The organism is Demequina pilifera, from assembly GCF_048814985.1.
Lineage (GTDB): Bacteria > Actinomycetota > Actinomycetes > Actinomycetales > Demequinaceae > Demequina.
Map to the genome: position 1 here is coordinate 348,979 of NZ_JBMDTW010000004.1, position 24,503 is coordinate 373,481.

Annotated in this window: 20 protein-coding genes and 3 tRNA genes; 10 read left to right on the forward strand and 13 right to left on the reverse strand. The window is 70.0% G+C overall.

Annotation, left to right across the window (positions count from 1 at the left end; genetic code table 11):
* Positions 1 to 21: 21 nt before the first annotated feature.
* The 3 genes from ACNI14_RS09455 (at position 22) to ACNI14_RS09465 (ending at position 275) form a co-directional block, all read left to right on the forward strand.
* Positions 22 to 93: transfer RNA gene (locus ACNI14_RS09455), tRNA-Gly, on the forward strand.
* A 35-nt stretch (positions 94 to 128) separates the two neighbouring features.
* Positions 129 to 199 (forward strand) — tRNA-Cys (locus ACNI14_RS09460).
* Between the two features lies 1 nt (position 200).
* A tRNA-Val gene (locus ACNI14_RS09465) sits at positions 201 to 275 on the forward strand.
* A 131-nt stretch (positions 276 to 406) separates the two neighbouring features.
* Here ACNI14_RS09465 and ACNI14_RS09470 read toward each other — a convergent pair.
* The 5 genes from ACNI14_RS09470 to ACNI14_RS09490 all read right to left on the reverse strand — a co-directional run bounded on the left by ACNI14_RS09470 (position 407) and on the right by ACNI14_RS09490 (position 3,983).
* The gene (locus ACNI14_RS09470; protein ID WP_420519758.1) at positions 407 to 1,261 is read right to left on the reverse strand and encodes an alpha/beta hydrolase; all 855 of its coding nucleotides are present in this window, start codon (positions 1,259 to 1,261) and stop codon (positions 407 to 409) included.
* A gap of 39 nt (positions 1,262 to 1,300) precedes the next feature.
* The gene (locus ACNI14_RS09475) at positions 1,301 to 1,474 is read right to left on the reverse strand and encodes a hypothetical protein (RefSeq protein WP_420519759.1); all 174 of its coding nucleotides are present in this window, start codon (positions 1,472 to 1,474) and stop codon (positions 1,301 to 1,303) included.
* Between the two features lie 203 nt (positions 1,475 to 1,677).
* Entirely contained in the window at positions 1,678 to 2,634 is a 957-nt protein-coding gene (locus ACNI14_RS09480) for a diguanylate cyclase domain-containing protein (protein WP_420519760.1), read from the reverse strand.
* A 154-nt stretch (positions 2,635 to 2,788) separates the two neighbouring features.
* Positions 2,789 to 3,388 carry a DUF1684 domain-containing protein gene (locus ACNI14_RS09485; protein WP_420519761.1) on the reverse strand — a complete coding sequence of 200 codons (600 nt, stop codon included), beginning with the start codon at positions 3,386 to 3,388 and terminating at the stop codon, positions 2,789 to 2,791.
* A 22-nt stretch (positions 3,389 to 3,410) separates the two neighbouring features.
* Positions 3,411 to 3,983: a TetR/AcrR family transcriptional regulator gene (locus ACNI14_RS09490; protein ID WP_420519762.1), complete on the reverse strand. Its 573-nt coding sequence runs from the start codon at positions 3,981 to 3,983 to the stop codon at positions 3,411 to 3,413.
* Between the two features lie 113 nt (positions 3,984 to 4,096).
* On the opposite strand from ACNI14_RS09490, the gene ACNI14_RS09495 reads away from it, so the two are divergent.
* The 4 genes from ACNI14_RS09495 to ACNI14_RS09510 all read left to right on the forward strand — a co-directional run bounded on the left by ACNI14_RS09495 (position 4,097) and on the right by ACNI14_RS09510 (position 9,725).
* Positions 4,097 to 4,534: an organic hydroperoxide resistance protein gene (locus tag ACNI14_RS09495; RefSeq protein ID WP_420519763.1), complete on the forward strand. Its 438-nt coding sequence runs from the start codon at positions 4,097 to 4,099 to the stop codon at positions 4,532 to 4,534.
* Positions 4,535 to 4,599: 65 nt separating this feature from the next.
* Positions 4,600 to 7,113 carry a malto-oligosyltrehalose synthase gene (gene treY / locus ACNI14_RS09500; RefSeq protein WP_420519764.1) on the forward strand — a complete coding sequence of 838 codons (2,514 nt, stop codon included), beginning with the start codon at positions 4,600 to 4,602 and terminating at the stop codon, positions 7,111 to 7,113.
* On the forward strand, positions 7,113 to 8,852 hold the full coding sequence (gene treZ, locus ACNI14_RS09505; RefSeq protein WP_420519765.1) for a malto-oligosyltrehalose trehalohydrolase: 1,740 nt from the start codon (positions 7,113 to 7,115) through the stop codon (positions 8,850 to 8,852). The genes treY and treZ overlap by 1 nt, the downstream gene beginning before the upstream one ends.
* 3 nt (positions 8,853 to 8,855) lie before the next feature.
* Positions 8,856 to 9,725 (forward strand): polyphosphate kinase 2 family protein, encoded by an 870-nt coding sequence (locus tag ACNI14_RS09510; RefSeq protein ID WP_420519766.1) that lies wholly within the window; start codon positions 8,856 to 8,858, stop codon positions 9,723 to 9,725.
* On the opposite strand, the gene ACNI14_RS09515 is transcribed toward ACNI14_RS09510, so the two are convergent.
* Together ACNI14_RS09515 and zapE are read right to left on the reverse strand one after the other, a co-directional pair.
* Positions 9,722 to 9,904 (reverse strand): hypothetical protein, encoded by a 183-nt coding sequence (locus ACNI14_RS09515; RefSeq protein ID WP_419392027.1) that lies wholly within the window; start codon positions 9,902 to 9,904, stop codon positions 9,722 to 9,724. The genes ACNI14_RS09510 and ACNI14_RS09515 overlap by 4 nt on opposite strands.
* Positions 9,905 to 10,000: 96 nt before the next feature.
* Positions 10,001 to 10,993: a cell division protein ZapE gene (gene zapE, locus ACNI14_RS09520; RefSeq protein WP_420519767.1), complete on the reverse strand. Its 993-nt coding sequence runs from the start codon at positions 10,991 to 10,993 to the stop codon at positions 10,001 to 10,003.
* Between the two features lie 49 nt (positions 10,994 to 11,042).
* Here zapE and ACNI14_RS09525 point away from each other — a divergent pair, with 49 nt between their 5' ends.
* Entirely contained in the window at positions 11,043 to 11,777 is a 735-nt protein-coding gene (locus ACNI14_RS09525) for a dihydrofolate reductase family protein (protein ID WP_420519768.1), read from the forward strand.
* A gap of 16 nt (positions 11,778 to 11,793) precedes the next feature.
* Here ACNI14_RS09525 and ACNI14_RS09530 read toward each other — a convergent pair whose 3' ends face one another.
* Both ACNI14_RS09530 and gnd read right to left on the reverse strand, forming a co-directional pair.
* On the reverse strand, positions 11,794 to 13,068 hold the full coding sequence (locus ACNI14_RS09530) for a carboxylate--amine ligase (protein WP_420519769.1): 1,275 nt from the start codon (positions 13,066 to 13,068) through the stop codon (positions 11,794 to 11,796).
* The gene (gene gnd, locus ACNI14_RS09535; protein ID WP_420519770.1) at positions 13,035 to 14,471 is read right to left on the reverse strand and encodes an NADP-dependent phosphogluconate dehydrogenase; all 1,437 of its coding nucleotides are present in this window, start codon (positions 14,469 to 14,471) and stop codon (positions 13,035 to 13,037) included. The genes ACNI14_RS09530 and gnd overlap by 34 nt, the downstream gene beginning before the upstream one ends.
* A gap of 103 nt (positions 14,472 to 14,574) precedes the next feature.
* Here gnd and ACNI14_RS09540 point away from each other — a divergent pair, with 103 nt between their 5' ends.
* Together ACNI14_RS09540 and ACNI14_RS09545 are read left to right on the forward strand one after the other, a co-directional pair.
* A complete protein-coding gene (locus tag ACNI14_RS09540; RefSeq protein ID WP_420519771.1) occupies positions 14,575 to 15,135 on the forward strand; it encodes a DUF3000 domain-containing protein in 561 nt (186 codons plus the stop codon).
* A complete protein-coding gene (locus ACNI14_RS09545) occupies positions 15,132 to 16,412 on the forward strand; it encodes an HRDC domain-containing protein (RefSeq protein ID WP_420519772.1) in 1,281 nt (426 codons plus the stop codon). The genes ACNI14_RS09540 and ACNI14_RS09545 overlap by 4 nt, the downstream gene beginning before the upstream one ends.
* A gap of 147 nt (positions 16,413 to 16,559) precedes the next feature.
* Here ACNI14_RS09545 and dxs read toward each other — a convergent pair whose 3' ends face one another.
* The 4 genes from dxs to ACNI14_RS09565 form a co-directional block, all read right to left on the reverse strand.
* Positions 16,560 to 18,437, reverse strand: a complete 1,878-nt coding sequence (dxs, locus tag ACNI14_RS09550; RefSeq protein ID WP_420519773.1) for a 1-deoxy-D-xylulose-5-phosphate synthase — start codon at positions 18,435 to 18,437, stop codon at positions 16,560 to 16,562.
* 51 nt (positions 18,438 to 18,488) lie between these two features.
* On the reverse strand, positions 18,489 to 21,320 hold the full coding sequence (locus ACNI14_RS09555) for an aconitate hydratase (protein WP_420519774.1): 2,832 nt from the start codon (positions 21,318 to 21,320) through the stop codon (positions 18,489 to 18,491).
* 66 nt (positions 21,321 to 21,386) lie between these two features.
* The gene (locus ACNI14_RS09560; RefSeq protein ID WP_420519775.1) at positions 21,387 to 22,601 is read right to left on the reverse strand and encodes a class I SAM-dependent RNA methyltransferase; all 1,215 of its coding nucleotides are present in this window, start codon (positions 22,599 to 22,601) and stop codon (positions 21,387 to 21,389) included.
* Positions 22,598 to 24,499: an APC family permease gene (locus ACNI14_RS09565; RefSeq protein ID WP_420519776.1), complete on the reverse strand. Its 1,902-nt coding sequence runs from the start codon at positions 24,497 to 24,499 to the stop codon at positions 22,598 to 22,600. Before ACNI14_RS09565 ends, ACNI14_RS09560 begins: the two co-directional genes overlap by 4 nt.
* Positions 24,500 to 24,503 lie beyond the last annotated feature (4 nt).

The window sequence follows — 24,503 nt, forward strand, 5'->3', positions numbered from 1 at the left end:
AGGGCAATAGCCCAGACGTGTGCGGACGTGGCTCAGTGGTAGAGCATCACCTTGCCAAGGTGAGGGTCGCGGGTTCGAATCCCGTCGTCCGCTCGGAGCGCCGGAGCCCTCTGTGGCTGCGGCACTACGGTGGAGTGGCCGAGAGGCGAGGCAGCGGCCTGCAAAGCCGTATACGTGGGTTCGAATCCCATCTCCACCTCGGGCGATTGGCGCAGCGGTAGCGCGCTTCCCTGACACGGAAGAGGTCACTGGTTCGATCCCAGTATCGCCCACCATGTCCACGACAAGCCGGCCTTCGGGTCGGCTTTTGTGGTTCTACCCGCTCTTATGGCATCAACTCTCCCCCGTCGACACGCGCCCAGGTCGGCTCGGCTGATCGCCACGCGGCGTCACTCCGGCACCCCAATCATTGGCAACTGCGGATGCCGGCGAGCCGGCTGGCGTCTGCCAGCGCCCCGATCAATGCCGGACCGCGCGTGAGCGAGGGGTCGTTGTGGCCCGCGCCAGGTACGGAGACCTCGACGACTTCCGCGCCAGCGTGGCGCGCCGCGTCGGCCACGGCCTCGCTCTGCGCCGGGGGCACGAGCGCGTCCGACGTCCCGCTGACCACTGCGACGGGCACCGTGATCTGCCGCACGTGGTCGATCACCGGATACTGATCACGCAGCAGCCCACCCAGCGGAACGCCGTATAGGTCCTGAGCGACCGCACCGAACGAGGTCATCGGCGAACGCAACACCAAGGCAGCCGGTGGGTGATCGACTGCGAGCTCACTCACCACGCCCGTCCCGAGGCTCTCGCCGAGATAGATGATGCGGTCCTCGGCTTGGCCCTGCTCGAGAAGTGCGGCGCGTGCCGCACGAATGTCCAGGGCCAGCCCAGACTCCGAGGGAGTTCCGGGATTGCCGCCATAGCCGCGGTAGTCGATGAGCATGACCCCAAAGCCCGAGTCGGTCACCGCCTCGGCAAGCGCGACGCGCCCGGCCCGGTTCCCCGCGTTCCCCGGCGCGACAAGCACTGAGGCATCGCAGCCTTCTACGGGCGGCACGTACCAGGCGTCAAGCGCGAGACCGTCCGCGGTGCTCAGGACGACGTCGCGTCCACCTGTCAGGACATCACCTGCCGAGGCGACCGGTGTGGTGTCTGGGTGATACATCAGCGCGCGCTGCCCGAACCACACCGCGACTCCAAGGCCGACCACGACCACAGCCACGAGAGCGACGGCCGTCTTCACACGGTGGGTCGAACGGCTACCGGCCATGCATCCAGCATGGACCTCTCATCGGCGCGCATGCTTGCCCTAGTCCCACGCGCCACCCAGGGAGTCGATGATGGCAAGAAGCGCGAGGAGCGACACCACTCCGACGGCGATGCCGAGATAGCCGGCGACGATGCCCACCGTGGCGAGTCCGGCGCCCGAGCGAGGCGGCTGGTTCTCCGCAAGTTCTCGCTTCGCGGTGCGGCCACAGGACACCGCAACGGCGCTGCGACGGCGATGCCGAGGTACGGCGACTTGCCTGCGGGCGCCCCCGGAGAACGCAAGCCCTCGCCGGTGTGGAGCGACCTTCTCATCACGAACGGCTCACGCAGCGTTCCCATCGTGGTGTCGCAGTCAACGGCCTCGCGACAGACCGACCTTCCCGCCGACTTTTGTCGTGTCCGGCCCGGGACCGGCGATCAGTGCAGGCCGTCTCCCACGCCCGGATCCGACACCGCCCGGTCGCCACCCGCGTCGGGTGACTTCGCGACGATGCGGCCCGGACCCGACCGCTTCGCCTCGTACATCGCCTCGTCAGCAGCATGCAGCAGTGCCCGTTGGGGCCCCGTGGTCGCCATCGCGACGCCGATGCTCGCCGTGATGGTCATCCGCGAATCACCGACGGTGAAGGGCGTGGCGAGCGCCTCGAGCAGCTGGCGCGCCTTCTCCATCGGTTGGTCCAGGTCGGTCACGTCCTCCACCAGGACCACCAGCTCATCGCCGCCCAGGCGCGCCAAGGTGTCAGCGGGGCTCAGGCATGCCTCGAGCCGGAGGGCAGTCTCGCGCAGCACCTCGTCCCCCGCCTCGTGCCCATACGCGTCGTTGACGACCTTGAACCCGTCGAGGTCGATGAACACCACCGCGACGGCACTGCCAGAGCTCTCCGCACGGTCGAGCGCCTGCTCGAGACGGTCAGACAGCAGCCGGCGGTTCGGCAGGTCGGTGAGCGGATCGCGAAGCGCGGCTCGCTCGAGCTGTGCCTCGAGCAGCCTCCGCACGGTCACATCTCGTACGATGACGATCCTGCCGATCTGCTCTCCGGAATTGTCAAGGAGTGGTGAGACCGTGATCGCCACATCAACGCGGCTGCCGTCACGGCGCGTGCCCGGCATCTCGGCGCGAAGGACTCCGTTGCCCGACTGCTCTGCGGCGCTGCGCTGCTCCTCGGTCCCCGGGGGCGGCTCGGGGATGAATGCACTCAGGTGCAGACCTACGATCTGGTCGACGGTGGTGCCCTGAATCTCGGCAAGGGCGAGATTCGCATAGACGACCCTGTCCTCCATGTCGAAGACGGCGACGCCCTCTCCCACCTGGTCCACGACGTTCATCAGCAGCCCACGCTGCAGCTCGACCGCCAGCGGCTCGCGCGTGGTCATGACTCGGGGCCCTTCGCACCGTCGGCGGCACTCACCACGCAGTGGGTAGATGCCAACGCAACCATGTCTCTCCTCGACCGTCTGCCAGGGCTGCCGACGCTATCACCGGGATACCTCGACGGTCCGGGAACGTGAGGAACCGCACAGTCCGGGGCTACGCCGAGCCGACGAGCTCCCCGACGTCCACGCGGGTATCGAGACGATTCCCTGGCCCAGGCAGCGGGCACACCCAGTCGCTCGAGTACGCGCACGAGGGCTGAAAGGCGAAGTTCAGGTCGATCACCAGCGATCGCGGGCCGCCGCCGAGATCCGCACCCTTGACCGTGTCCAGGACGTAGCGCCCGCCGCCATAGGTCGTGTCGCCCGCTCCGCCGTCACGCAGCGGCAGGAACACTCCCCCGCCATACGAGTCCAGCCACCACACATCGAGGCTTCCGAGGCTGGGCAAGGCCACGCGGCCGATGCGCTCGAAGGGTACGAGCCCGTCGCTCGGCGTGGGCACCTCGCGGCGCTCGGGCTCGGCAGTCTGCACCGGCACCTCGAAGCGGTAGTCGGGGTCGTAGTCGGCCACCCGGGTGCGGAAGCCGGTGCGCTCGCCCTCGGGCACCGGGGACGCCGGGTGCGTGGACAGCAGTCGGTCGCGACCGTCGACCCACAGCCGATGCGCGGAGACCGGGTCCGGCTCGGCTCGCACCGCGGCGTAGAGCTCGAACACTTGCCCGCGCCAGTCACGCACGTGCCAGGAGTAGCTCATCCCTCGACGCTACCCGGGGCGGTCATGAAGCGCCGACGAGCGCGTCGACTCCGGCCCAGAGCTCGGCGGCCACCCGGTCCGGGTCGCCCGACACGTAGCCCTCCACGAGAGCGCCGTCTCGCAGCATCATGACCTGGCGGGCGACCCTGGCGGGTTCCGCGACGCCCTGCGACTCGAGCCCAGTCGCGATCGCGCCGATCATCCAGGCACGGAATCGCGCCACGACCGCCCGCACGGCGTGATCGGGGTCCGGGTACTCGGCGGCCGCGTTGATGAAGGGGCACCCCCGAAACCCGGGGCGGCAGATCTCCTCCGCGAGCGCAGCGGACCAGTGACCCGGCGCCTCCCCCTCACCGGCGTCGGCCACCGTCATCTCTGCAACGGTGCGCTGCACGCGCTCGAGCTCGGACTCGAGGTACGCGACCACCAGATCGTCCTTAGTCGGGAAGTGCCGGTAGAAGGTCACCTTGGACACGCCCGCATCGGCGATCACCCGGTCGGCGCTCACCGCGCGGATCCCGTGCGCGTTGAACTCGGCGACGGCGGCCCCAAGAATCGCCTCACGAGCGCGCCCCCGAATGGTGTCTGCGGCCATGATCGCCTCCATCGCTGTCACATACCTGGGAATGCCCTCCACGGTACTCGCGTTCCTTTGTAGACTGACTAGTACCTCAACAACAGTTCCCCACGAAACGGAGCCGCATTCCCATGACTGCCACCAAGCCCAAGGTGTTCTACACCGCGACCGCCACCGCCACGGGAGACGGACGCAACGGCCACGTCGCCACCGACGACGGACTGCTGAACCTGGACCTCGCCACTCCCAAGCCGTTCAAGAAGGCCGAGCGCACCAACCCCGAACAACTGTTCGCCGCCGGGTACGCCGCGTGCTTCAACTCGGCGATCGGCCAGGCCGCGAAGCAGCTCAAGGTCGACGTCGAGGATTCGACCGTCACGGGCAAGGTCGGCATCGGCGCACTCGGTCTCACCGGCGGGTTCGGACTGGCCGTGACCCTCGAGGTGCACCTCGTGGGCGTCGACGAGGAGACCGCACGCCGGGTGGCCGACAGGGCGCACGAGGTGTGCCCCTACTCGAACGCCACTCGCGGAAATATCCCCGTCAGGGTCACGGTTACCACCAGCTGAGGCGACGCGCGTCCCTGCGGATCTGGGATGATGTGCACGACCGCAACGAACGGGGACGCGACTCGATGACCGACGCCACTCACGAACGCACGCGCAGGGCCGGGCACCGGCTCGACGCACCGGTACCGAACTCCACGTACAGGCTGCAGCTCAACGCGGACTTCACGTTCGCCGATGCCGCCGAGCACCTCGACTACTTCGTCGAGTTGGGCGTGAGCCACCTCTACCTGTCCCCCGTGCTCGAGGCGTCCCCCGGGTCGACGCATTTCTACGACGTCGTCGACCACTCGCGCATCGCCGCGTCCCTGGGCGGCGTGGACTCTCTCCGCGAGCTGTCCTGGAAGGCGGGCGAGCGCGGCATCGGCCTCATCGCCGACGTGGTTCCCAACCACATGGCCGTTCCCACTCCTGCGTTCCACAACAAGGCGCTGTGGTCGGTCCTCGCCCACGGTGAGGAGTCCGACCACGCGCACTGGTTCGATGTCGACTGGTCCGGTGGCGACCCGGTGCTGATGCCGGTGCTCGGCCAGCGCATCGGCACGGTGCTCGCGGCCGACGAACTGCACCTCGACACGATGGTGATCCCCGGCTTCGAGGACGCCGGCGAGGTCCACGTGCTGCGGTACTACGAGCACGTCTTCCCCGTCCGCGAGGGCACGGAGAACCTGCCGATGGCCGACCTCGTGGACCAGCAGCACTACCGCCTGGCCTACTGGCGCGTGGCGAACGAGGAGCTGAACTACCGACGGTTCTTCGACGTCGGCTCGCTCGTGGCCGTGCGCGTCGAGGACGAGGACGTGTTCGAGGCCACCCACCGGGTCATCGTGGACCTCGTGAAGGACGGCACACTCCAGGGACTGCGGATCGACCATCCCGACGGCCTCGCGGACCCTGCCGGCTATCTTCAGCGCCTACACGACGCCACCGACGGCGCCTGGGTCGTCGTCGAGAAGATCCTCGAGGGCGACGAGCAGCTGCCGCGATCGTGGCGCACCGCCGGCACCACCGGCTACGACGCCGCGTGGCGGGTGGGGGCGCTGCTGCGCGACCCCGCCGGCTCGTCCCCCCTGGCGGGCACCCTGCACCGGCTCACGGGCGACGCCATGGGCACGCTTCCGGAGATGATCTCGGAGGCCAAGCTCGAGATCGTCAAGGAGTCGCTGTCGAGTGAGGTGCACCGGCTCGCGACCATCGCGCACACCGTGTGCCACACGGACGTGCGCCTGCGCGACCACACGTGGCGGTCGCTGTACGACTGCCTCCGCACCCTGCTCGTCGAGTTCGACCGCTACCGCGCCTACGTGGTCGCGGGCGTGCCACCCAAGCCGCCGTCGCTCGAGGCCATCGATCACGCCGCCGAGCGCGCCCAGGCGCAGCTCGACCCCGAGCGTCACGAGACCCTCGAGGTGGTCGTCGACCTGCTCAAGGGCGCCGAGGTGGGCTCCGCGGGGCGCACCGACGACGCGAACCGCCGCGAGCTCATCACGCGCTTCCAGCAGGCCTGCGGCGCCGTCATGGCCAAGGGCGTGGAGGACACCGCCTACTACCGCTGGACCCACCTGCTGCCGCTGTGCGAGGTGGGCTCCCCCGCCGGCCGCTTCGCGTTGCCGCCCGCCACGTTCCACGCGTGGGCCGACGAGCAGCAGCTCGCCTTTCCCCACGCCATGACGTGCCTGACGACACACGACACCAAGCGGTCGGAGGACGTGCGCGCCCGCCTGGGCGTGCTGTCCGAGGCCGCCGACGACTGGGACGTCACCGTCACTCATCTCCAGGAGGCCGCCTCCCGCATTCGGCCCGCGCTGCTCGACGGCCGCATGGAGAACCTCTGGTGGCAGACCCTCGTCGGCACCTCTGACGAGCACGACGTCATGGAGTGGGACCGGCTCGAGGGATACCTCGTCAAGGCCATGCGGGAGTCGAAGACCCACACCACCTGGACGGCCGTCGACGCGGACTACGAGTCCGCGGTGCTGTGGTTCGCGCAGTCGACGCACTCCGACCCGGCCATCCGCGACATCGTGCTCGGGTGGCACAAGGCGGTCTCGATCGGCACACGCGCTGCGGTCCTGTCGATGAAGCTCATCCAGCTCACGATGCCCGGGGTCCCGGACATCTACCAGGGCACCGAGATGGTCGCGCCGTCGCTGGTGGACCCCGACAACCGCCGCCCGGTCGACTTCTCCGCCCGCGCATCGGCCCTCCGCAAGGTGATGGGGCGCGCCAAGCCGAAGACCCTCGACGAGGAGAAGCTGCTCGTCACCGCCCGAGCGGTGCAGGCCCGTCGCGACCACCCCGAGGCCTTCATCGGCGAATCCGCGGGATATCACCCACTGGCCGCCTCCTCCGGCCACGCCGTGGTCTACGCGCGCACCGCGGGAGACGAGCCCCAGGTCATCACGGTCGCAACCCGCCTGGGACTCGACCTCGAGAAGCTGGGCGGATGGCGCGAGCACACCGTCACGCTGCCTGACGGCCGCTGGCGTGACGTGCTGTCCGGCCGCGAGTTCGAGGGCGGCAACGTCGACCTCCACGACCTGCTGCCCGCCATGCCGGTCGCACTGCTGGTGGCCGCCTGATGCGCGCACGAGTCTGGGCTCCCGAGGCCCGTGACGTGGTGGCGGTGATCGGCGCCCCCGACTCCGAGCGGGCGCGCGAGCCGATGACACGGGGCGATGACGGGTGGTGGAGCGGCCCCGAACTGCCGCACGGCACCGACTACGCCTACGAGGTCGACGGCGACGGACCGTGGCCCGACCCGCGGTCGGCGCAGCAGCCCTACGGGGTCCACGGACCGTCACGGGTGTTCGAGCCAGGCCTGCATCGCTGGCAGGACGATGGCTGGCAGGGCGTCGACGCGCTGGGCGCGGTCTTCTACGAGCTGCACATCGGCACCTTCACCCCCACCGGCACCCTCGACGCCGCGATCGTGCAACTGCCCGACCTCAAGGCCACCGGCGTCGACATCGTCGAGCTCATGCCCGTCGCGGCCTTCCCCGGTCGCCACGGCTGGGGCTACGACGGGGTATCGCTGTATGCGGTTCACGAGGCGTACGGCGGCCCTGCCGCGCTGCAGCGGTTCGTCGACGCCGCGCACCAGGCCGGGCTGGGCGTGTGCCTGGACGTCGTGTACAACCACCTGGGTCCCGACGGCAACTACCTCAGCAAGTTCGGCCCGTACTTCACCGACGCTCACCACACCCCGTGGGGCTGGGCGGTCAACCTCGACCAGCCCGATGCGGAGGGCATGCGCGGCTTCATCCGCGACAACGTGTCGCGCTGGCTCGACCAGTTCCGCATCGACTGCCTGCGCCTGGACGCCGTGCACGAGCTGCAGGACGACTCCGACCGGCACATCCTGGCGCAGCTGTCCGACGACACCGCCGTGCTGGCGGGGCGCGTGGGACGGCCCCTGTCGCTCGTCGCCGAATCCGATCTCAACGACGTGCGCATGGTGACCCCCACGTCCGAGGGCGGGCTGGGCATGACCGCGCAGTGGGCGGACGACGTCCACCACGCCATTCACGCGTACCTCACGGGCGAGCGCCACGGCTACTACGTCGACTTCGGCAGCATCGAGGCCCTCGACAAGGTCTACCGCAACGCGTTCTGGCACGACGGCACGTTCTCGCCGTTCCGCGGTCGCGAGTGGGGCACTCCCGTGCCCGCCGGCGTCGACAGGCGCCGGTTCGTGGTGTGCGCCTCGAACCACGATCAGGTGGGCAACCGCGCCATCGGCGACCGGCCCGCATCGTCCCTGTCCCCCGGCGCCCAGGCGACGTCTCTCGCGCTGGTGCTGCTCGGCCCTTTCACCCCCATGCTGTTCATGGGCGAGGAGTACGGCGAGACCCGGCCGTTCATGTTCTTCACCGACCACGACGAGCCGCTGGGCAGCGCGGTGTCCGAGGGGCGCATGGGCGAGTTCGCCGGACACGGCTGGGAAGAGCTGTACGGCGGCGAGGTCCACGTGCCCGACCCGCAGGACCGCGTCACCTTCCTGCGCTCGAAGCTCGGCTCCGGCATCGGCTCGTCGAGCGCGGGCAATGACGCCATCCGCGCCTGGGTCGCGGACCTGATGGCGCTGCGTTCCCGCGTCGACTCGCGCGAGGCCTGGGCCGCCCACCCTGCGGGCGCGAGCGAATCCGCGCCGCGCGTGCTGACCATGCACGGCCCGCTGACGGTGCACGCGAACCTGACGGACGCACCCGCCACGGTGATGGGTGCGTCGCCCGTCGCAGTGTTCGGAGACGTGACCGAGGCCGGCGACGGAGAGCTGCTGCTCGCGGCCGATGCCGTTGCCGTCGTTCCCGCGGGCTGAGCCGTGGCGACGAGCGAGCGCTGGGAGGAGCACCCGTCATCGGCGCTCCGCGTGAGCGAGGGCTTTCGCCTCGAGGACTTCGACCCCACCGCCAAGCCCGGCTTCACCGGGAAGAAGAAGGACGGCAAGCGCCTGCGCAAGCACCGGGGCGACCTGCTCGCGGAGCTCCAGGAACGGCTGTTCGCGCAGGGACGCGTGGGCGACGAACGCTCTCTCCTCCTCGTGCTCCAGGGGATGGACACTGCGGGCAAGGGCGGAGTCGTGCGCCACGTGCTGGGCATGGTGGATCCGCAGGGCGTCCAGGCGCGCGGGTTCGGGGCGCCCACCGAGGAGGAGCTCGAGCACCACTTCCTGTGGCGCATCGAGAAGGCCTTGCCCAAGGCGGGGCACATCGGAGTCTTCGACCGGTCGCACTACGAGGACGTGCTGATCGCCCGCGTCCACGAGCTCGTGCCGCGCGACGTCTGGGAGCCGCGGTACGACGAGATCAACGAGTGGGAGCGCCGCCTGACGGAGAGCGGCACCACCATCGTCAAGTGCGCGCTCATGGTCTCTCAGGACGAACAGCTCGATCGGCTCGAGAAGCGCCTGAAGCGGCCGGACAAGCACTGGAAGTACAGCACCGCGGACCTCGACGAGCGCGCCCACTGGCCCGCGTACATGGAGGCCTTCCAGGCCGTGTTCGACCGCACGTCCACCGATGCCGCGCCGTGGCACGTGATCCCCTCGACCCGCAAGTGGTACGCCCGGCTCGCGGTGACGGAGCTGCTCACGTCGGCGCTCGAGTCGATGGACCTGCAGTGGCCCACCCCCGACTACGACCTCGACGCCGAGCGCGCGCGCATCGCGCAGGTGCGACGCTTGGGACACTAGCCTCCGAGCGCCCGAAACCCCTCGTACACCATGAACGCAGGCCAGAAGATGCCCTGAAATATGGCGCCCACGTGCTCCCAGAACCCGTCGGCGACCTGCCAGTAGTACACGATTCCGCCGAAGATCCCGAGTCCGTAGATGGCCCCGCCCCCAGCCGCTGCTGAGCCGTTGCTGCTCATGCCGGCCCCCCTTCCTGAGTGCCCTTGTGGCAATTCTGGTCTACCAGCAGCACGGTGAGGGCGCGCGGGGACCAAGGTCCCGACGGAGAACGGGAGCTAGCCTCGCTCCTCCCCCGTCACCATCGCCCGCAGGCGGCTGAGCGCCCGCAGGTACTTCTTGCGGTAGCCGCCGCGCAGCATGTCCTGGGAGAAGATCTCGGCGAGCGAGTGCCCCGAGGCCACGATCCGCACGTCCCGGTCGTAGAGCCGGTCCACGAGCGCCACCACGCGCAGCGCCTGCGCCTGATCCGGCAGCGGCCGCACGCCGCGCAGCCCCAGGACATCGATTCCTTCCACGTAGGCGCCGAACCGACTCGGGTGCACGTGGCGCAGGTCCTCCATGAGCGCTGACCACTCCTCGCACGCGCCGCCGTCCCCCGCGCACGCCTCGAGCACCTGGTCGACGGTGGCGGGGCGCGGAAACACGAGGTCGCCGCGATGGCGGTAGTCCGGGCCGTCGATCGTCAGGATCTCGAACACGCCCGACACCGCCTGGATCTCCCGCTTGAAGTCGTCCGCCGCGAAGCGGCCCTGACCCAGTGAGCCCGGCGCGGTGTTGGACGTCGCGGCCAAGGCGACCCCCGCATCGGCCAGCTCGCGCATGAGCCGCGCCATGAGCACGGTGTCGCCCGGATCGTCGAGCTCGAACTCGTCGATGCACACGAGCGCGAACTGCTGCAGCGCCTGGCGCGTGGCCTGAAAGCCCATCGCACCCACCAGGCTGGTGTACTCGACGAACGTGCCGAAGGCGGCCCGTTTGCCCACCTCGCGCGCCATGGACACCAGCAGGTGGGTCTTGCCGACGCCGAACCCGCCGTCGAGGTACAGACCCCTGCCGCCGCTCGACCGTCGCAACGGGCCCAGTCCCCGCCGTCCCACGCCACGAGCGAAGGCGCGGGCCTCCTCCAGCGCCTCGTGCTGTGAGGTGAAGTCAGGATCCGGGACGTACGATGAAAACGAGGCCCCCGAGAAGTGTGGCGGGGGGACGAGAGCCGCGATCAGAGCCTCTGGCTCGACGTGGGGCCGGCGTCCGACGAGGCGAGCGGTCATGACACCACACACTACTGACGCGATGGGTCGCTCAGGGACAGGAGAGCCGGTGGAGCCCACGACTTCGGATGCGACTCTGGCGAGGGTCTCACCCCCTGGGGAAGGGATCGCGACGGACGACTCGGAGAATGCGCTGCGCACTCTCTACGCCCACCGCCCCGGCACGGTGCGGCTCGGAATGATCCGCTCGCGCGACGGGCGCGCGGCGGGGCCGGACGGCTCGTCGCGGTCCCTGGGCGGACCGGAGGACCTGCGGATCCTGCGCACGCTGAGAGCGGTCGCCGACGTGGTGCTGGTGGGGGCGCAGACGGCCCGGCGGGAACGCTACGGGGACATCGCTCTGCCCGATGCGCTCGCGGCCACGCGCACGTCGCTGCGGTCGCGCCGGCCGCACCTCGCCATCGTGACGCGTTCCGGAATCCTCCCGCCCGGTCTCGATCCCGCGACCACGTGGGTCGTGACCGTGTCCGGATCACGCGCCGCGGCGCTCGGCGGACCGTGGGCCTCTCGCGTGATCGAAGCCGGCGGCACCGAGATCTCTCCCCGGACGGTCGTGCGCGAACTGCACTCTCGCGGGCTCACGCGGGTGCTGTGCGAGGGCGGCCCCACGCTCGCGACCCGCATGCTGTCGCGCGGACTCGTCGACGAGTACTGCCTCACGACGGTGGACGTCGAGGGCGCCGCATCGGCCAAGGCCGTCCCGGAGGTGCCCGCCGCGATGAAGCTGGCGCACCGCCTCGAGGGCGGCCCGTTCGCCATGGAGAGGTGGGTCGCACCCCGCTAGCGCTCTCACCTGTGGGTCAGTGGCCCGTGGCGGTGGGCTCCGGGTAGTAGCGGCGGTACTTGCGACGGTAGTTGAGCGTGAGCAGCGCGATGATCGCCCGCCTGCGCGGCGACGCATCCGCCGGGTTGTGCAGCGGCCGGGCGATGCCGCGGCGCGCGGCGCGCACCACCCGCGCACGCAGGTCCGCGTCCAGCAGATACCGCGTGAGCAGCCGCAGCGGCACCACGGAGTACAGCACCTCGCGCGTGGCGCGCACCTGGTCGCGCTCCTCGCCATCGAGGTCCGCCATCACGTGCGCGGCGGGGTCCGCGCCCGCGGCGCTCGCGTACCAGTTATTGCGGCCGATGCGCGGGTTGACCTCGAAGAACACGTGCTCGCCGGTGCGCGGGTCGCGTTTGTAGTCCGCGTTGGCGAACCCGCGATAGTCCACGCGCTCGAGGTAGCGCTCCATCGCGTCCATCGCATCGGTGTACGGCTCGGTGAGAATCGCGGCGGGGATGCCGAGGGTGCCAGGGGTGTGCTCCTCGAGCAGCACGCGGCCCGTGCAGAGCATCGTCACCTGCCCGCGCGCGTCGCGGTACGCCGTGAGCGAGCGCATCTGCGTCTCGTCGCCCGGGATGAACTCCTGCAAGAGGTACGTGCCCGCGAATCCCGAACCCGCGATGCGGGCCAGGAGGTCGTCGACCTCCGCACGGCTCTCGAGATGCTGCACCTTCTTCTTACCCTGGTATTCGGCGTAGTGGTGCTCCGCGGAGGAGCTCGCCTTGCCGATCACCGGGTAGGTCAGGGAATCCAGGTCGCCGTCGGCGGATGGCTGGCCGTCCGCGAAGCGCACCGGCACCGTCTGGGGCACCAGGATGCCGAGCGCGTCGCAGTCCGCCTGGAAGGCCTCCTTCGACGAGACCCGCTCGAAGGCCTCGGGAGAGCACATGGGGATCTCGTAGTGAGGCGCCAGGCGCTCGCGCGCCTTGATGATGGTCTCGACGTACCAGTCCGCGTTGGACAGCAGCACCAGGCGCTCGCCCTCACGCTCCTGGGCGAGGGAAACGAGCGACTCGACGAGCGCATCGGCGTCCTCGACGTCCGCGATGCGCACGTCCGCGATCCGGGTGCGCGCGAAGGCGCGCGTCTCGAGTCTCGAGACCACCACCCCGCGCGCACCGAACCGGTCGTGGAACGCCCGCAGCAGCGCGTACGCCCCGATGTCACCGCCGACGACGACGGGGACGGGGACGGTCCGCGGCTGCTGCGATGCGCTCAGGCCTCCACCTCCGTGCGGTCTCCCGACCACAGCGTGTGGAACGTGCCGTCGACGTCGTTGCGCTTGTAGGTGTGCGCGCCGAAGAAGTCGCGCTGGCCCTGGATCAGCGCCGCGGGCAGGCGCTCGGCGCGCAGCGAGTCGTAGTACGACAGCGAGGACGCGAAGGCGGGAGCCGGGACCCCCGTGAGCGCGGACTGCGCGACCACGCGGCGCCACGATGCCACGCCGCCCGCCACCGCGTCGACGAAGTACGGGTCCACCAGCAGCGTGGGCAGCGCGGCGTCACGCTCGAAGGCCTCGGTGATGCGGTCCAGGAAGCGGGCGCGGATGATGCAGCCCTCGCGCCAGATCTTCGCCATGTCGCCGCGGGCGATGTCCCAGCCGAACTCCTCCGAGGCGGCCTGGATCTGGTCGAAGCCCTGCGCGTACGCGACCACCTTCGACGCGTACAGCGCGAGCCGCACGTCCTCGATGAACGCGGCGCGGTCCTCGAGCGCGAAGGGCTCGGTGTTCGCGGCGAGCACGCCACGGGCGGCCTCGCGCTGGGCCTTCTGCGAGGAGATGGCGCGAGCGAACGTGGCCTCGGCGATCCCGGTCACGGGCACGCCGAGGTCGAGAGCGGACTTCACGGTCCAGCGGCCGGTGCCCTTCTGGCCGGCCTCGTCCTTGATGACGTCGACGAGCGCCTTGCCGGTGCGCGCGTCGGTCTGGCGCAGCACCTCCGCGGTGATCTCGATGAGGAAGGACTCGAGGTCGCCCTGGTTCCACTCGGCGAAGATGTCCGCGATCTCCGCGGGCTCGAGGTCGAGGCCGGTGCGCAGCAGGTCGTACGCCTCCCCGATGAGCTGCATGTCCGCGTACTCGATGCCGTTGTGGACCATCTTGACGAAGTGACCGGCGCCGTCGGGGCCGATGTGGACGCAGCACGGCGTGCCGTCCTCCGCCTTGGCGGCGATCTTCTCGAGGATGGGGCCGAGCGTGACGTACGACTCGGCGGGACCGCCGGGCATGATCGACGGGCCGAGCAGCGCGCCCTCCTCGCCTCCGGACACGCCGGAACCCACGAAGTGCAGACCCTTGGCGGCGAGGTCCTTCTCGCGACGCATGGTGTCCGTGTACAGCGCGTTGCCCGCGTCGACGACGATGTCTCCCTGGTCCAGCAGCGGCACCAGCGCGTCGATGACCGCGTCCGTGGGACCGCCCGCCTGGACCATCATGACGACCTTGCGCGGCTTCTCGAGGGACGCCACGAAGTCCTCGAGCGACTCCGAACCGATGAAGGTGCCTTCGTCTCCGTGGTCCGCGACCAGCGAGTGCATCCGCTCCGGGGAGCGGTTGTGCACCGCCACCGTGAATCCGTTCCGTGCGAAGTTGCGGGCCAGGTTGCGGCCCATCACCGCAAGTCCAGTCACACCGATCTGAGCAAGAGCCATTGTCGCGTCCTTTGGGTGGGCGTCGGGGTACGGAGCCAGCCTAGTAGAGGGTCGCCGCGTGGCGAACCTGGGGCGTTGGCCTCACGCACCTAGGCTCGGGGTCATGGCCCGCGATCTCGCATCGGCGCCGCAGGCATTCCAGGAAGCCCTGCGGTCGCTCGCGCACGCGCGCACGCGCGGCGACGTGGCGCTCACGGAGACCCCAGCGCCGTCGCGCATCGCACCGTTCGCGGCCGCGATCGACGGTCACGTCACGGCTCCGGACGTGCAGGCGAGCGGGCGATTCGTGGTCCTCCACGACCCCGAGGGGCAGGATGCATGGGAGGGCGTGTTCCGGGTGGTCGCGCTCGTCAAGGCTCAGGTCGACGCCGAGGTCGGCGCCGACGATCTGTGGGCCGAGGCCGCGTGGTCCTGGCTCGACGACGCCCTGCAGTCCGTTCCGCACCGCGCCAGCGGCGGCACGGTCACCAAGACCGTGAACGAGTCATTCGGCGAGCTCTCGACGCGTCCGCCGGAGGTTCAGGTCGAGCTGCGCGTGTCCTGGACCCCCACCGATACCGACCTCGGCCCCCACATCACCGCGTGGACCGAACTGATGGCCTCGTGCGCGGGCGTGCCTCCCATACCGGAGGGCGTGACCGTGCTGCCAGGAGGAGAACGATGACCGACGACGTGACCGACGAGGAGTCGACGTCCACCCCCTTGAGCACGCCTGCGGATGGCGTCCCCGCCATCATCGAGACGCCTCAGGCGCTTGCGGAGATGGCGGAGCGCTTCGCGGCAGGCACCGGACCGGTCGCCGCCGACGCCGAGCGCGCGTCCGGCTTTCGCTACGGCCAGGACACGTACCTCGCTCAGTTCAAGCGCAAGGGCGCCGGCATCGCACTCGTCGATACCGCCGCCGTGTCCGACCTGTCGATCCTCAACGAGGCCTTCGGCGACGCCGAGTGGGTGTTCCACGCGGCGAGCCAGGATCTGCCCGGCATGCGCGACCTCGGCCTCACCCCGGCCTCCATCTTCGATACCGAGCTGGCGGCGCGACTGCTGGGGTGGCCCAAGGTGGGCCTCGCCGCAGTGGTCGAGCGCGAGCTCGGCTTCACGCTCGCCAAGGAGCACTCCGCCCAGGACTGGTCCACCCGACCGCTCCCCGACTCGTGGCTCACCTATGCGGCGCTCGACGTCGAGGTGCTGCTCGAGCTGCGCGACGGTCTGCACGCTCACCTCGTCGACGCCGGCAAGATCGCGTGGGCGCGCGAGGAGTTCGAGGCGGTGCGCACCGCGCCCCCGCCGCCGCCCAGGGTCGATCCGTGGCGGCGCACCTCGGGCTCTGCGCAGGTCCGTGACCAGCGCGGACTCGCCATCGTGAAGTCGCTGTGGGAGGCGCGCGAGCAGGACGCCCAGCACCGTGACATCTCGCCGGGGCGGGTGCTGCGCGACGCGGCGATCGTCGCGGCGGCTCAGGCCAAGCCGCGCAGCGTCGACGAGCTCGTCAAGATCCGCGAGTGGCAGTCGAAGGGCACCAAGCGCCGGGCCGCGTTCTGGTATCCCGCGATCGAGGCCGCCATGGCGCTGCCCGAGTCGCAACTGCCGGCCAAGCGCGGCCCTCGTGGCGACGGCCCGCCGCAGCCGCGCATGTGGAAGGACAAGCGTCCCGATGCGGCCGCTCGGCTCGCGCTCGCACGCGAGGCGATCGCCGCGGACTCCGAACGGCTCGAGATCCCGGCAGAGAATCTGCTCCAGCCCGATGCACTGCGGCGTTGCTGCTGGGAGTACCGATCGGGCGGCGAGGACTGGATCCGCGAGTTCCTGCGAGGACGCGGGGCGCGGGCGTGGCAGATCGAACTCATCGCTCCGCTGCTGGCCGACGCCTTCGAGGAGGCCGAGGCCCAGATCGAGGCGGAGTCTGAGGCGACCGAAGACGAATCCACTGAACCGTCCTGAACATCTGAGGGGGGCGACTCACCACCACTAGCCCTGACATAGGCGTCAGCCCGGGGTGTCTGAGGTGAGGATGTTCGGGAGGGTACGCCCTGGCAGGCGGCCGATGCGCTGGCGTCAGCGGTCCTGAGCGACCCGTCCGTCAGTGGTTCAGTCGAGAGCGGCGATCGCGACGTCCGCGATCGCGGAGGCGTCGAGCCCCACCTGCTCGACGATCTGGTCACGGGTGGCGTGATCCAGGAACTCGAGCGGCACGCCGCGGTGGATCCACCGCGCCTCGTGACCGCCGAGACGGGCACAGGAGGCCCACTCCTCGCCGATTCCGGCATCGGCCAGCCCATCCTCTGCCGTGAGCACGAGCTCCGCGTCGCCCAGCACCTCGAGCAGGCCCTGGGGAACGGGGTGCACCCATGTCGCGGTCACTGCCGCGACGTCGACGCCGTCGGCTGCGATCTTCTCTGCGGCATCGATGGCGGTGGTGGCCATCGAGCCGATTCCCACCACGATCACGCGCGGAGGCCCGCCATGCTCCGCGAGCACGTCGATCTCGCCGACGGATCGCACCGCCGGCAGCTCATCGCCCACGGGGCCCTTGGGGTAGCGCACCACGGTCGGGGCATCGTCCACGTCCAGCGCCTCGCGGAACGCGCGCCTCATGGTGGGGGCGTCGCGCGGCGCCGCGAGCTGCAGTCCGGGGACGTGCCTGAGCAGCGCCATGTCCCACATGCCGTTGTGGCTGGCACCGTCGTCGCCGGTGATGCCGGCGCGGTCGAGCATGAAGGTCACGCCTGCGCGGTGCAGGCCCACATCCATCAGCACCTGGTCGAACGCACGATTGAGGAACGTGGCGTAGACCGCCACCACCGGGTGGCGGCCGGCGAACGCGAGACCGGCGGCGCTGGTCACCGCATGCTGCTCCGCGATGCCCACGTCGATCACGCGGTCGGGAAACTCGTCGGCGAAGGGCTGCAGGCCGACGGGAGCCAGCATGGCCGCTGTCAGCGCCACCACGTCATCGCGTTCCCGACCCACCGCGAGGATCTCCTCCGCGAACACCTTGGTCCACCCGAACCTGCTGGGCTTGACCGGCAGCCCCGTCTCAGGGTGAATGCGCCCCACGGCGTGGAACCTGTCGGCGACGTCCTCCATCGCAGGCGTGTAGCCGCGGCCCTTCTCGGTGAGCACGTGGACGATGACGGGCGCGCCGAAGTCTCTGGCATGCGTGAGTGCCGCCTCGACCTGGCGCAGGTCGTGCCCGTCGATCGGTCCCACGTACTTGAGGCCGAGGTCGTCGAACATGCCGGGCTCGGCGATCAGTCCCTTGACCGCGCGCTTGCCGTGCATCACCGATCGGTAGGCGAAGTTGCGCCACGGCCCGCGGTTCTGGAATGTGCGCTTGCCCCAGCCGAGGAACTGCTCGTAGCGCGGGTTGGTGCGGATGCCGTCGAGCCGGCGTGCGAGGCCACCGATCGTGGGGGCGTACGAGCGCCCGTTGTCGTTGACGACGATCACCACGCGGTCGTGGGCGGCCGCAAGAGAATTGAGCGCCTCCCAGGCCATCCCGCCGGTGAGAGCCCCGTCGCCGATCACGCCCACCGTGGTGCGTTCGGTCTCGCCCGCCAGCGTGCGCCCTCGCGCGATGCCTGCGGCCCACGACAGCGCGGTCGAGGCGTGCGAGTTCTCGACCACGTCGTGCTCGGACTCTGCCCGCGACGGGTAGCCGGCGACGCCGCCGCGCGAACGCAGCTGAGAGAAGTCGCGCCGGCCGGTCAGCAACTTGTGCACGTAGCTCTGGTGTCCCGTGTCGAACACGAGCGTGTCGTGCGGCGAGTCGAACACCCGGTGCAGACCGATCGACAACTCGACCACTCCCAGGTTCGGCCCCAGGTGGCCGCCCGTGAGCGACACGGACGCGACCAGGTAGTCGCGGATCTCTTGCGCGAGACCGTCGAGTTCCTCGTAGGTCAGCCCGCGCAGGTCAGCCGGCGACGCGATGCGCTCCAGCACAGGCCCTCCTTTGGGAAACATGTCTCACCACTCTACGTGCCGCACAGGCGCCCGACGGCGCCGCAACTGCGGTCACGCGACCAGGGACCTCAGCACGTACTGGAGGATGCCGCCGTTACGGAAGTAGTCGGCCTCGCCAGGCGTGTCGATGCGGACGACGGCGTCGAACTCAACGGTCGACCCGTCGTCCTTGGTGGCCTTGACCGGAAGAGTGCGCGGGTGCTCGCCGTCGCTGAACGCAGCCACGCCCTCGATGTCGAACGTCTCCGTGCCGTCGAGACCCAGCGATGCGGCGTTCTGGCCCTCGGGGAACTGCAGCGGGAGAACACCCATGCCGATGAGGTTCGAGCGGTGGATGCGTTCGAAGGTCTCGGTGATGACGGCACGCACGCCCAACAGCCGGGTGCCCTTGGCAGCCCAGTCGCGGGACGAGCCCGAGCCGTACTCCTTGCCGGCCAGCACGACCAGCGGGATGTCCTGCTCGGCGTAGGCCTGAGCGGCATCGTAGATCGAGTCCTGCTCGCCGGTGAGGAGGTTGCGCGTGAAGCCGCCCTCGACGCCCGCGCCGCCGTTCTCATCGGCGAGGAGCAGGTTGCGGAGGCGAATGTTCGCGAACGTGCCGCGGATCATGACCTCGTGGTTCCCACGGCGTGAGCCATAGGAGTTGAAGTCGCGCCGTTCGACGCCGTTGTCCGCAAGATAGCGTCCGGCCGGGCTGTCGGCCTTGATCGCGCCTGCGGGAGAGATGTGGTCCGTCGTCACGGAGTCCCCGAGCATGGCGAGCACGCGCGCTCCCGAGATGTCGGCGACGGGCTCGGGATCCTTGCCCATGCCATCGAAGTACGGGGGCTTGCGCACGTAGGTCGAGTCGTCCTCCCACTCGAACGTCTTGCCGTCCGGGGTGGGCAGGCCGGTCCAGCGCTCGTCGCCCGCGAAGACGTCGTCGTAGCCGTCGGTGAACATGCCCTTGTCGATGGAGGACTGCACGATGCTCTCGACCTCCGCGGCATCGGGCCAGATGTCCTTGAGGTAGACGTCGTTGCCGTCCGAGTCGGTGCCCAGCGGGTCGGTGTCGAAGTCGTGGTCCATGGTTCCGGCGAGCGCGTACGCGATGACCAGCGGCGGGGACGCCAGGTAGTTCATCTTCACGTCGGGGTTGATGCGCCCCTCGAAATTGCGGTTGCCGGACAGCACCGATACGACCGACAGGTCGTGCTCGTTGACCGCCTGCGAGACCTCCTCGGGCAGCGGGCCCGAGTTGCCGATGCACGTGGTGCAGCCGTAGCCCACCAGGTGATAGCCGAGCGCCTCGAGGTCGGGCCACAGCCCGGCCTTCTCGTAGTAGTCGGTGACGACCTTCGAGCCGGGGGCCATCGACGTCTTCACCCACGGCTTCACGGAGAGTCCGCGGGCGTTGGCGTTGCGGGCCAGCAGGGCGGCCGCGAGCATCACCGACGGGTTCGAGGTGTTGGTGCACGAGGTGATCGACGCGATCACGACGGCCCCGTGGTCCAGCTCGGTCTCGGTGCCGTCCGCCAGCGTCACCGGCACGCGCTTGTGCGGGCGGGCGCGGCTGTCCTCGGAGGTGCCCTCACGCGGCTCGGGTGCGTCACCCGCGTGCGACTCAGCCGCGATGGGGTCGGAGGCCGGGAAGGTCTCCTCGACGGACTCGTCGAGCCCGTGCGTCTCCTGCTCGTCGTGGTTCACGTAGTCGAGGATCGACCGGCCGAACGACGTCTTGGCGTCCGTGAGCGCGATCCGGTCCTGCGGACGCTTGGGGCCGGCGATCGACGGCACCACGCTCGACAGGTCGAGCTCGAGGTATTCGGAGAACACCGGCTCGACGTAGTCATCGGCGGAGGGGTCGTGCCACATCCCCTGCTCCTTGCAGTACGCCTCGACGAGTGCCACCTGCTCGTCGGAGCGTCCGGTGAGCCGCAGGTAGTCGATCGTCACGCCGTCAATCGGGAAGATCGCGGCGGTCGAGCCGAACTCGGGCGACATGTTGCCGATCGTGGCGCGGTTGGCCAGCGGCACCGCGCCCACGCCATCGCCGTAGAACTCGACGAACTTGCCCACCACGCCGTGCTTGCGGAGCATCTCGGTGATGGTGAGCACCACGTCGGTCGCCGTGGCACCGGGCGGGATCTCGCCCGTGAGCTTGAAGCCCACGACCTTGGGGATGAGCATCGACACGGGCTGGCCCAGCATCGCGGCCTCGGCCTCGATGCCGCCCACTCCCCAGCCGAGCACGCCCAGGCCGTTGATCATGGTCGTGTGCGAGTCGGTGCCCACGCACGAATCCGGGTACGCCTGAGTGACGCCGTCCGCCTCGCGCGTCATGACGCCGCGTGCGAGGTACTCGAGGTTCACCTGGTGGACGATCCCGGTGCCGGGCGGCACGACCTTGAAGTTGTCGAAGGCGGTCTGGCCCCAGCGCAGGAACTGGTAGCGCTCGCGGTTGCGCTCATACTCCAGGTCGGTGTTGCGCTGCAGGGCGTCGTGGCGGCCGAACACGTCGATGACGACGGAGTGATCGATGACCATCTCGGCGGGCGCGAGCGGGTTGATGATGGACGGGTCGCCACCCAGGTCCACCACCGCCTCGCGCATGGTCGCGAGGTCGACCACGCAGGGGACGCCGGTGAAGTCCTGCATCACCACGCGCGCCGGCGTGAACTGGATCTCGGTGCTGGAAGTGGCCTTGGAGTCCCACTCAGCGAGGGCGCGAACGTGGTCCGCGGTGATGTTCTTGCCGTCCTCGGTGCGCAGCAGCGCCTCGGCGAGCACCTTCAGCGAGTACGGGAGCTTCTCCAGTCCGGGCACCGCGTCGAGGCGGTAGATCTCGTATCCCGTGCCGTCCACGTCCAGCGTGGCCTTCGCTCCCAGCGTGTTCTCGCTCATGCAATCTCCTCCGTAGCAGTCTGCCGACCATCCTATCGGCCACAAGCGGACGGCCGATGCGGGGGATCAGCGACGCTCGAACGTCGCCAGAGTCTCGACGTGGTGGGTCATCGGGAACAGGTCGATGGCCTGGGCGTTCTCGAGCTCGTAGCCGTGCTGGGCGAGCAGCGCGACGTCGCGTGCCAACGCCACTGGGTCGCACGCCACGTACACGATCCGCTGCGCCTCGGTGCCCGCCAGCGCGGCGATCGTGGCCCCTCCCGCCCCGCTGCGCGGCGGGTCGAGGACGACGGCGTCCAGCGTCCCTATGCCCTCCGCCAGGGTGTTCCGCACGTCCGCGTGGATCACCCGCAGCGACGGCGTCTCGTGGGCGTTGCGGCGCGCGGCGCGCGCACCGTCGGCATCGGACTCGATGGCGATCACCTCGCGACCGCTGTCCGCGAGAGGCACGGACAGCAGGCCGGCACCCGAGTACAGGTCGGCGACCCGCTCGGCGTCGCCCACACGGTCGAGCACCTCCGACACCAGCACCGCGGGCGCGTCGCGGTGCACCTGCCAGAAGCCCGCGGCGTCGACGCGGAAGGTCCACGTGCGCTCCCCCACACTCACCGTCTCGGTCACGGCGCGCGGCGCATTGGGTCTCCTGTCGAGCTTGCCCGCGCGCCACGGGACGCCGTCGGCCACGACTCTCAGCTCGCCGGTGCTCGACTCGGCCATGGCGATTCGCGAACGAGCCGGGAACCGGCCGGAGACGAGCGCCTCCTCGAGCGCCGCGGATGCCAGGGGCATCGACGCCAGCGGCCGGGTCTCTCGCGAGCGGTGCAGGTGCATCGACGCGCGGCCCTCGCCGTCGGCGACGGCGGTCACCCGCGTGCGGTACCGCAGACCACTCGACTCATCCTCGGCGCGACCGAGAGCCGCCGGCACGGGCAGGACGTCGCCCTCGTACGCTCGTCCGGCGAACCGCTCGAACGACTCGCGCAGCACGCTGAGCTTCCATGCCCGCTGTCCCGCGAGGGACACATGGGCGAGCTCTCCCCCGCCCACGCCGCCCGGCCCGGCCTCGGGCCAAGCCGAGTCGACGCGATCGCGAGAGGCCTCGACCACCTCGACCGCATCGGCCCTCCAGAACCGAGCGTCGTCGCCTGATTCCGTGAGGCGAGCGCGCACCGTCTCGCCCGGCAGGGTGTGGCGCACGAACACGACGCGGCCTTCGTGTCGCGCGACGCAATGACCACCGTGCGCGGGAGCCTCGATCTCGAGTTCGACGAGATCGGTCATGGCAGCTGTTCGTTCGGAGATGGCGGGGCCTCTTCTTCGGCTCGACGGTCGCGCGCGGATGCGAGGTGCCACGGCACGGCGGACACCACGACGCCGTCGAGCTCCAGGAGCTGGGCACGCAGTCGGCGGGTGGCGCGGTTGTGAAGGAAAGTCTCCCACCAGCGGCCCACGATGTATTCGGGCACGTACACGACCACCACGTCGCGCGGGCTGCGGCGGTGGATGGACCGCACGTGCTCCATCACCGGTTCGACCAGGTCGCGGTACGGAGAGTCGAGGATCACGAGTGGAATCCCCGCGTCGATCTCGCCCCAGCGCGACTGGAGCTCCTTTGCGGCGGAGGGCTCGATCTGCACGCCCACGGCCACGAGCGTCGAGTGGCGGGCGGCCTTCGCGTAGGCGAGAGCGCGCACCGCTGGGCGGTGGAGCTGCGCGACCAGCACCAGGCCATGCGTGGCGCTGGGCAGCGCCACGGCCCGGTCCTTGGCGGTGAGCCGCACGTCCTGCCGCACCGCCGCATAGTGCCGATTGACGGCGTGCATGAGCACCACGAGTCCGATGATCAGCGCGATCGCGAACCAGGCGCCGTTGAGGAAGTTGAACACTGCCACGACGATCCACACGAGCGCGGCGACCACGGCGGCGGTGACGTGGAGCGCTCGCGAGGCCGAGTGGCGCAGCCGCGAGCGCGAATCGGTCGCCAGGCCGATCCGGTTCGTGAAGTGCCGCACCATCGCGACCTGGCTGAGCACGATCGAGGCGAACACCCCGACCACGTACATGTGGATGAGCGTCTCGACGTTCGCCCCGGTCACCACGACGACCAGCGCGGAGGCGCTGGCGACGATGAAGATGCCGCCACGCAGCACCAGCCTGTCGTTCTTCATCGCGAGCTGGCGCGGCAGGTAGGCGTCCTTCGCGAGGCTCTCCGCGAGGCTCGAGAATCGCCGGAAGACGGCCGTTGCCGCCACGTACAAGATGGCGGCGGCGGACAGGGCCACGACCCAGATGACCCACGGCTGGCGGAACACCTGGTTCACGGTCTGCAGCAGGATCGGTCCGTCGGCCCAGCCCGTGATGCGGTACATCCACGACAGCAGCGCGACCGCGAAGAACGCGACGGCCGATGCGGCGACGGCGATGACCAGCGTGCGTCCGGCTCGCTTGCCGCGAGGCGCGGCGTGGTTGGGGCCGGCCGAGGCGAGGTGCTCGATTCCGGTGACCATCACGGCACCCGAGGAGATTGCGCCCGCGTAGGCCACGAGGATCGCCCAGGTCGTGGGCGGGTTGGCGGCGATGGGGCTGGCGGGCTCGATGGTCAGGCGGGCGACGCCGAAGACGAGCATCAGCGCGATCACGATCAGGAACCCGAACCACACCGCCAGCAGCACCCGGACGCGGTCCCGGACCACGCGCAGCGCGAAGAGCGTCATCACTGCGAGCAGCGCGACCCCCATCAACGACACCCACTCGCGCAGCGACGGGATCAGGTACGCGATCAGTTGAGTGACCGCGGCAACGGACACCGCGACGGTGAACAGGTAGTCGACCAGCAGCGCGGCTCCGGTGACGACGCCGGACCTGCGGCCCAGCAGGTCGCGCACCGTCCCGTAGTCTCCGAGCGAGTCCGGACGGGTGCGCACGTTCGACCAGTACGCGAGGCCCAGCAGCAGCATGATCAGGACCACGCCGCCGGCCATGTACGGAATCGCGCCCTGCTGACTGCCCTGGCGCAGGGCGTCCACCACCGCATCGGGCGCATACGCGACCGCGGACAGGATGCCCGCGCCGAACACCGGCAGCGCGAGCCGGGTGCGCAGCGGCACCGGGGACAAGGAGTCGGTGGCGATCGGCTGGCCGAAGGCCAGCCGGCGCAGTCCTTCGAGAATACGTCGCACGTCG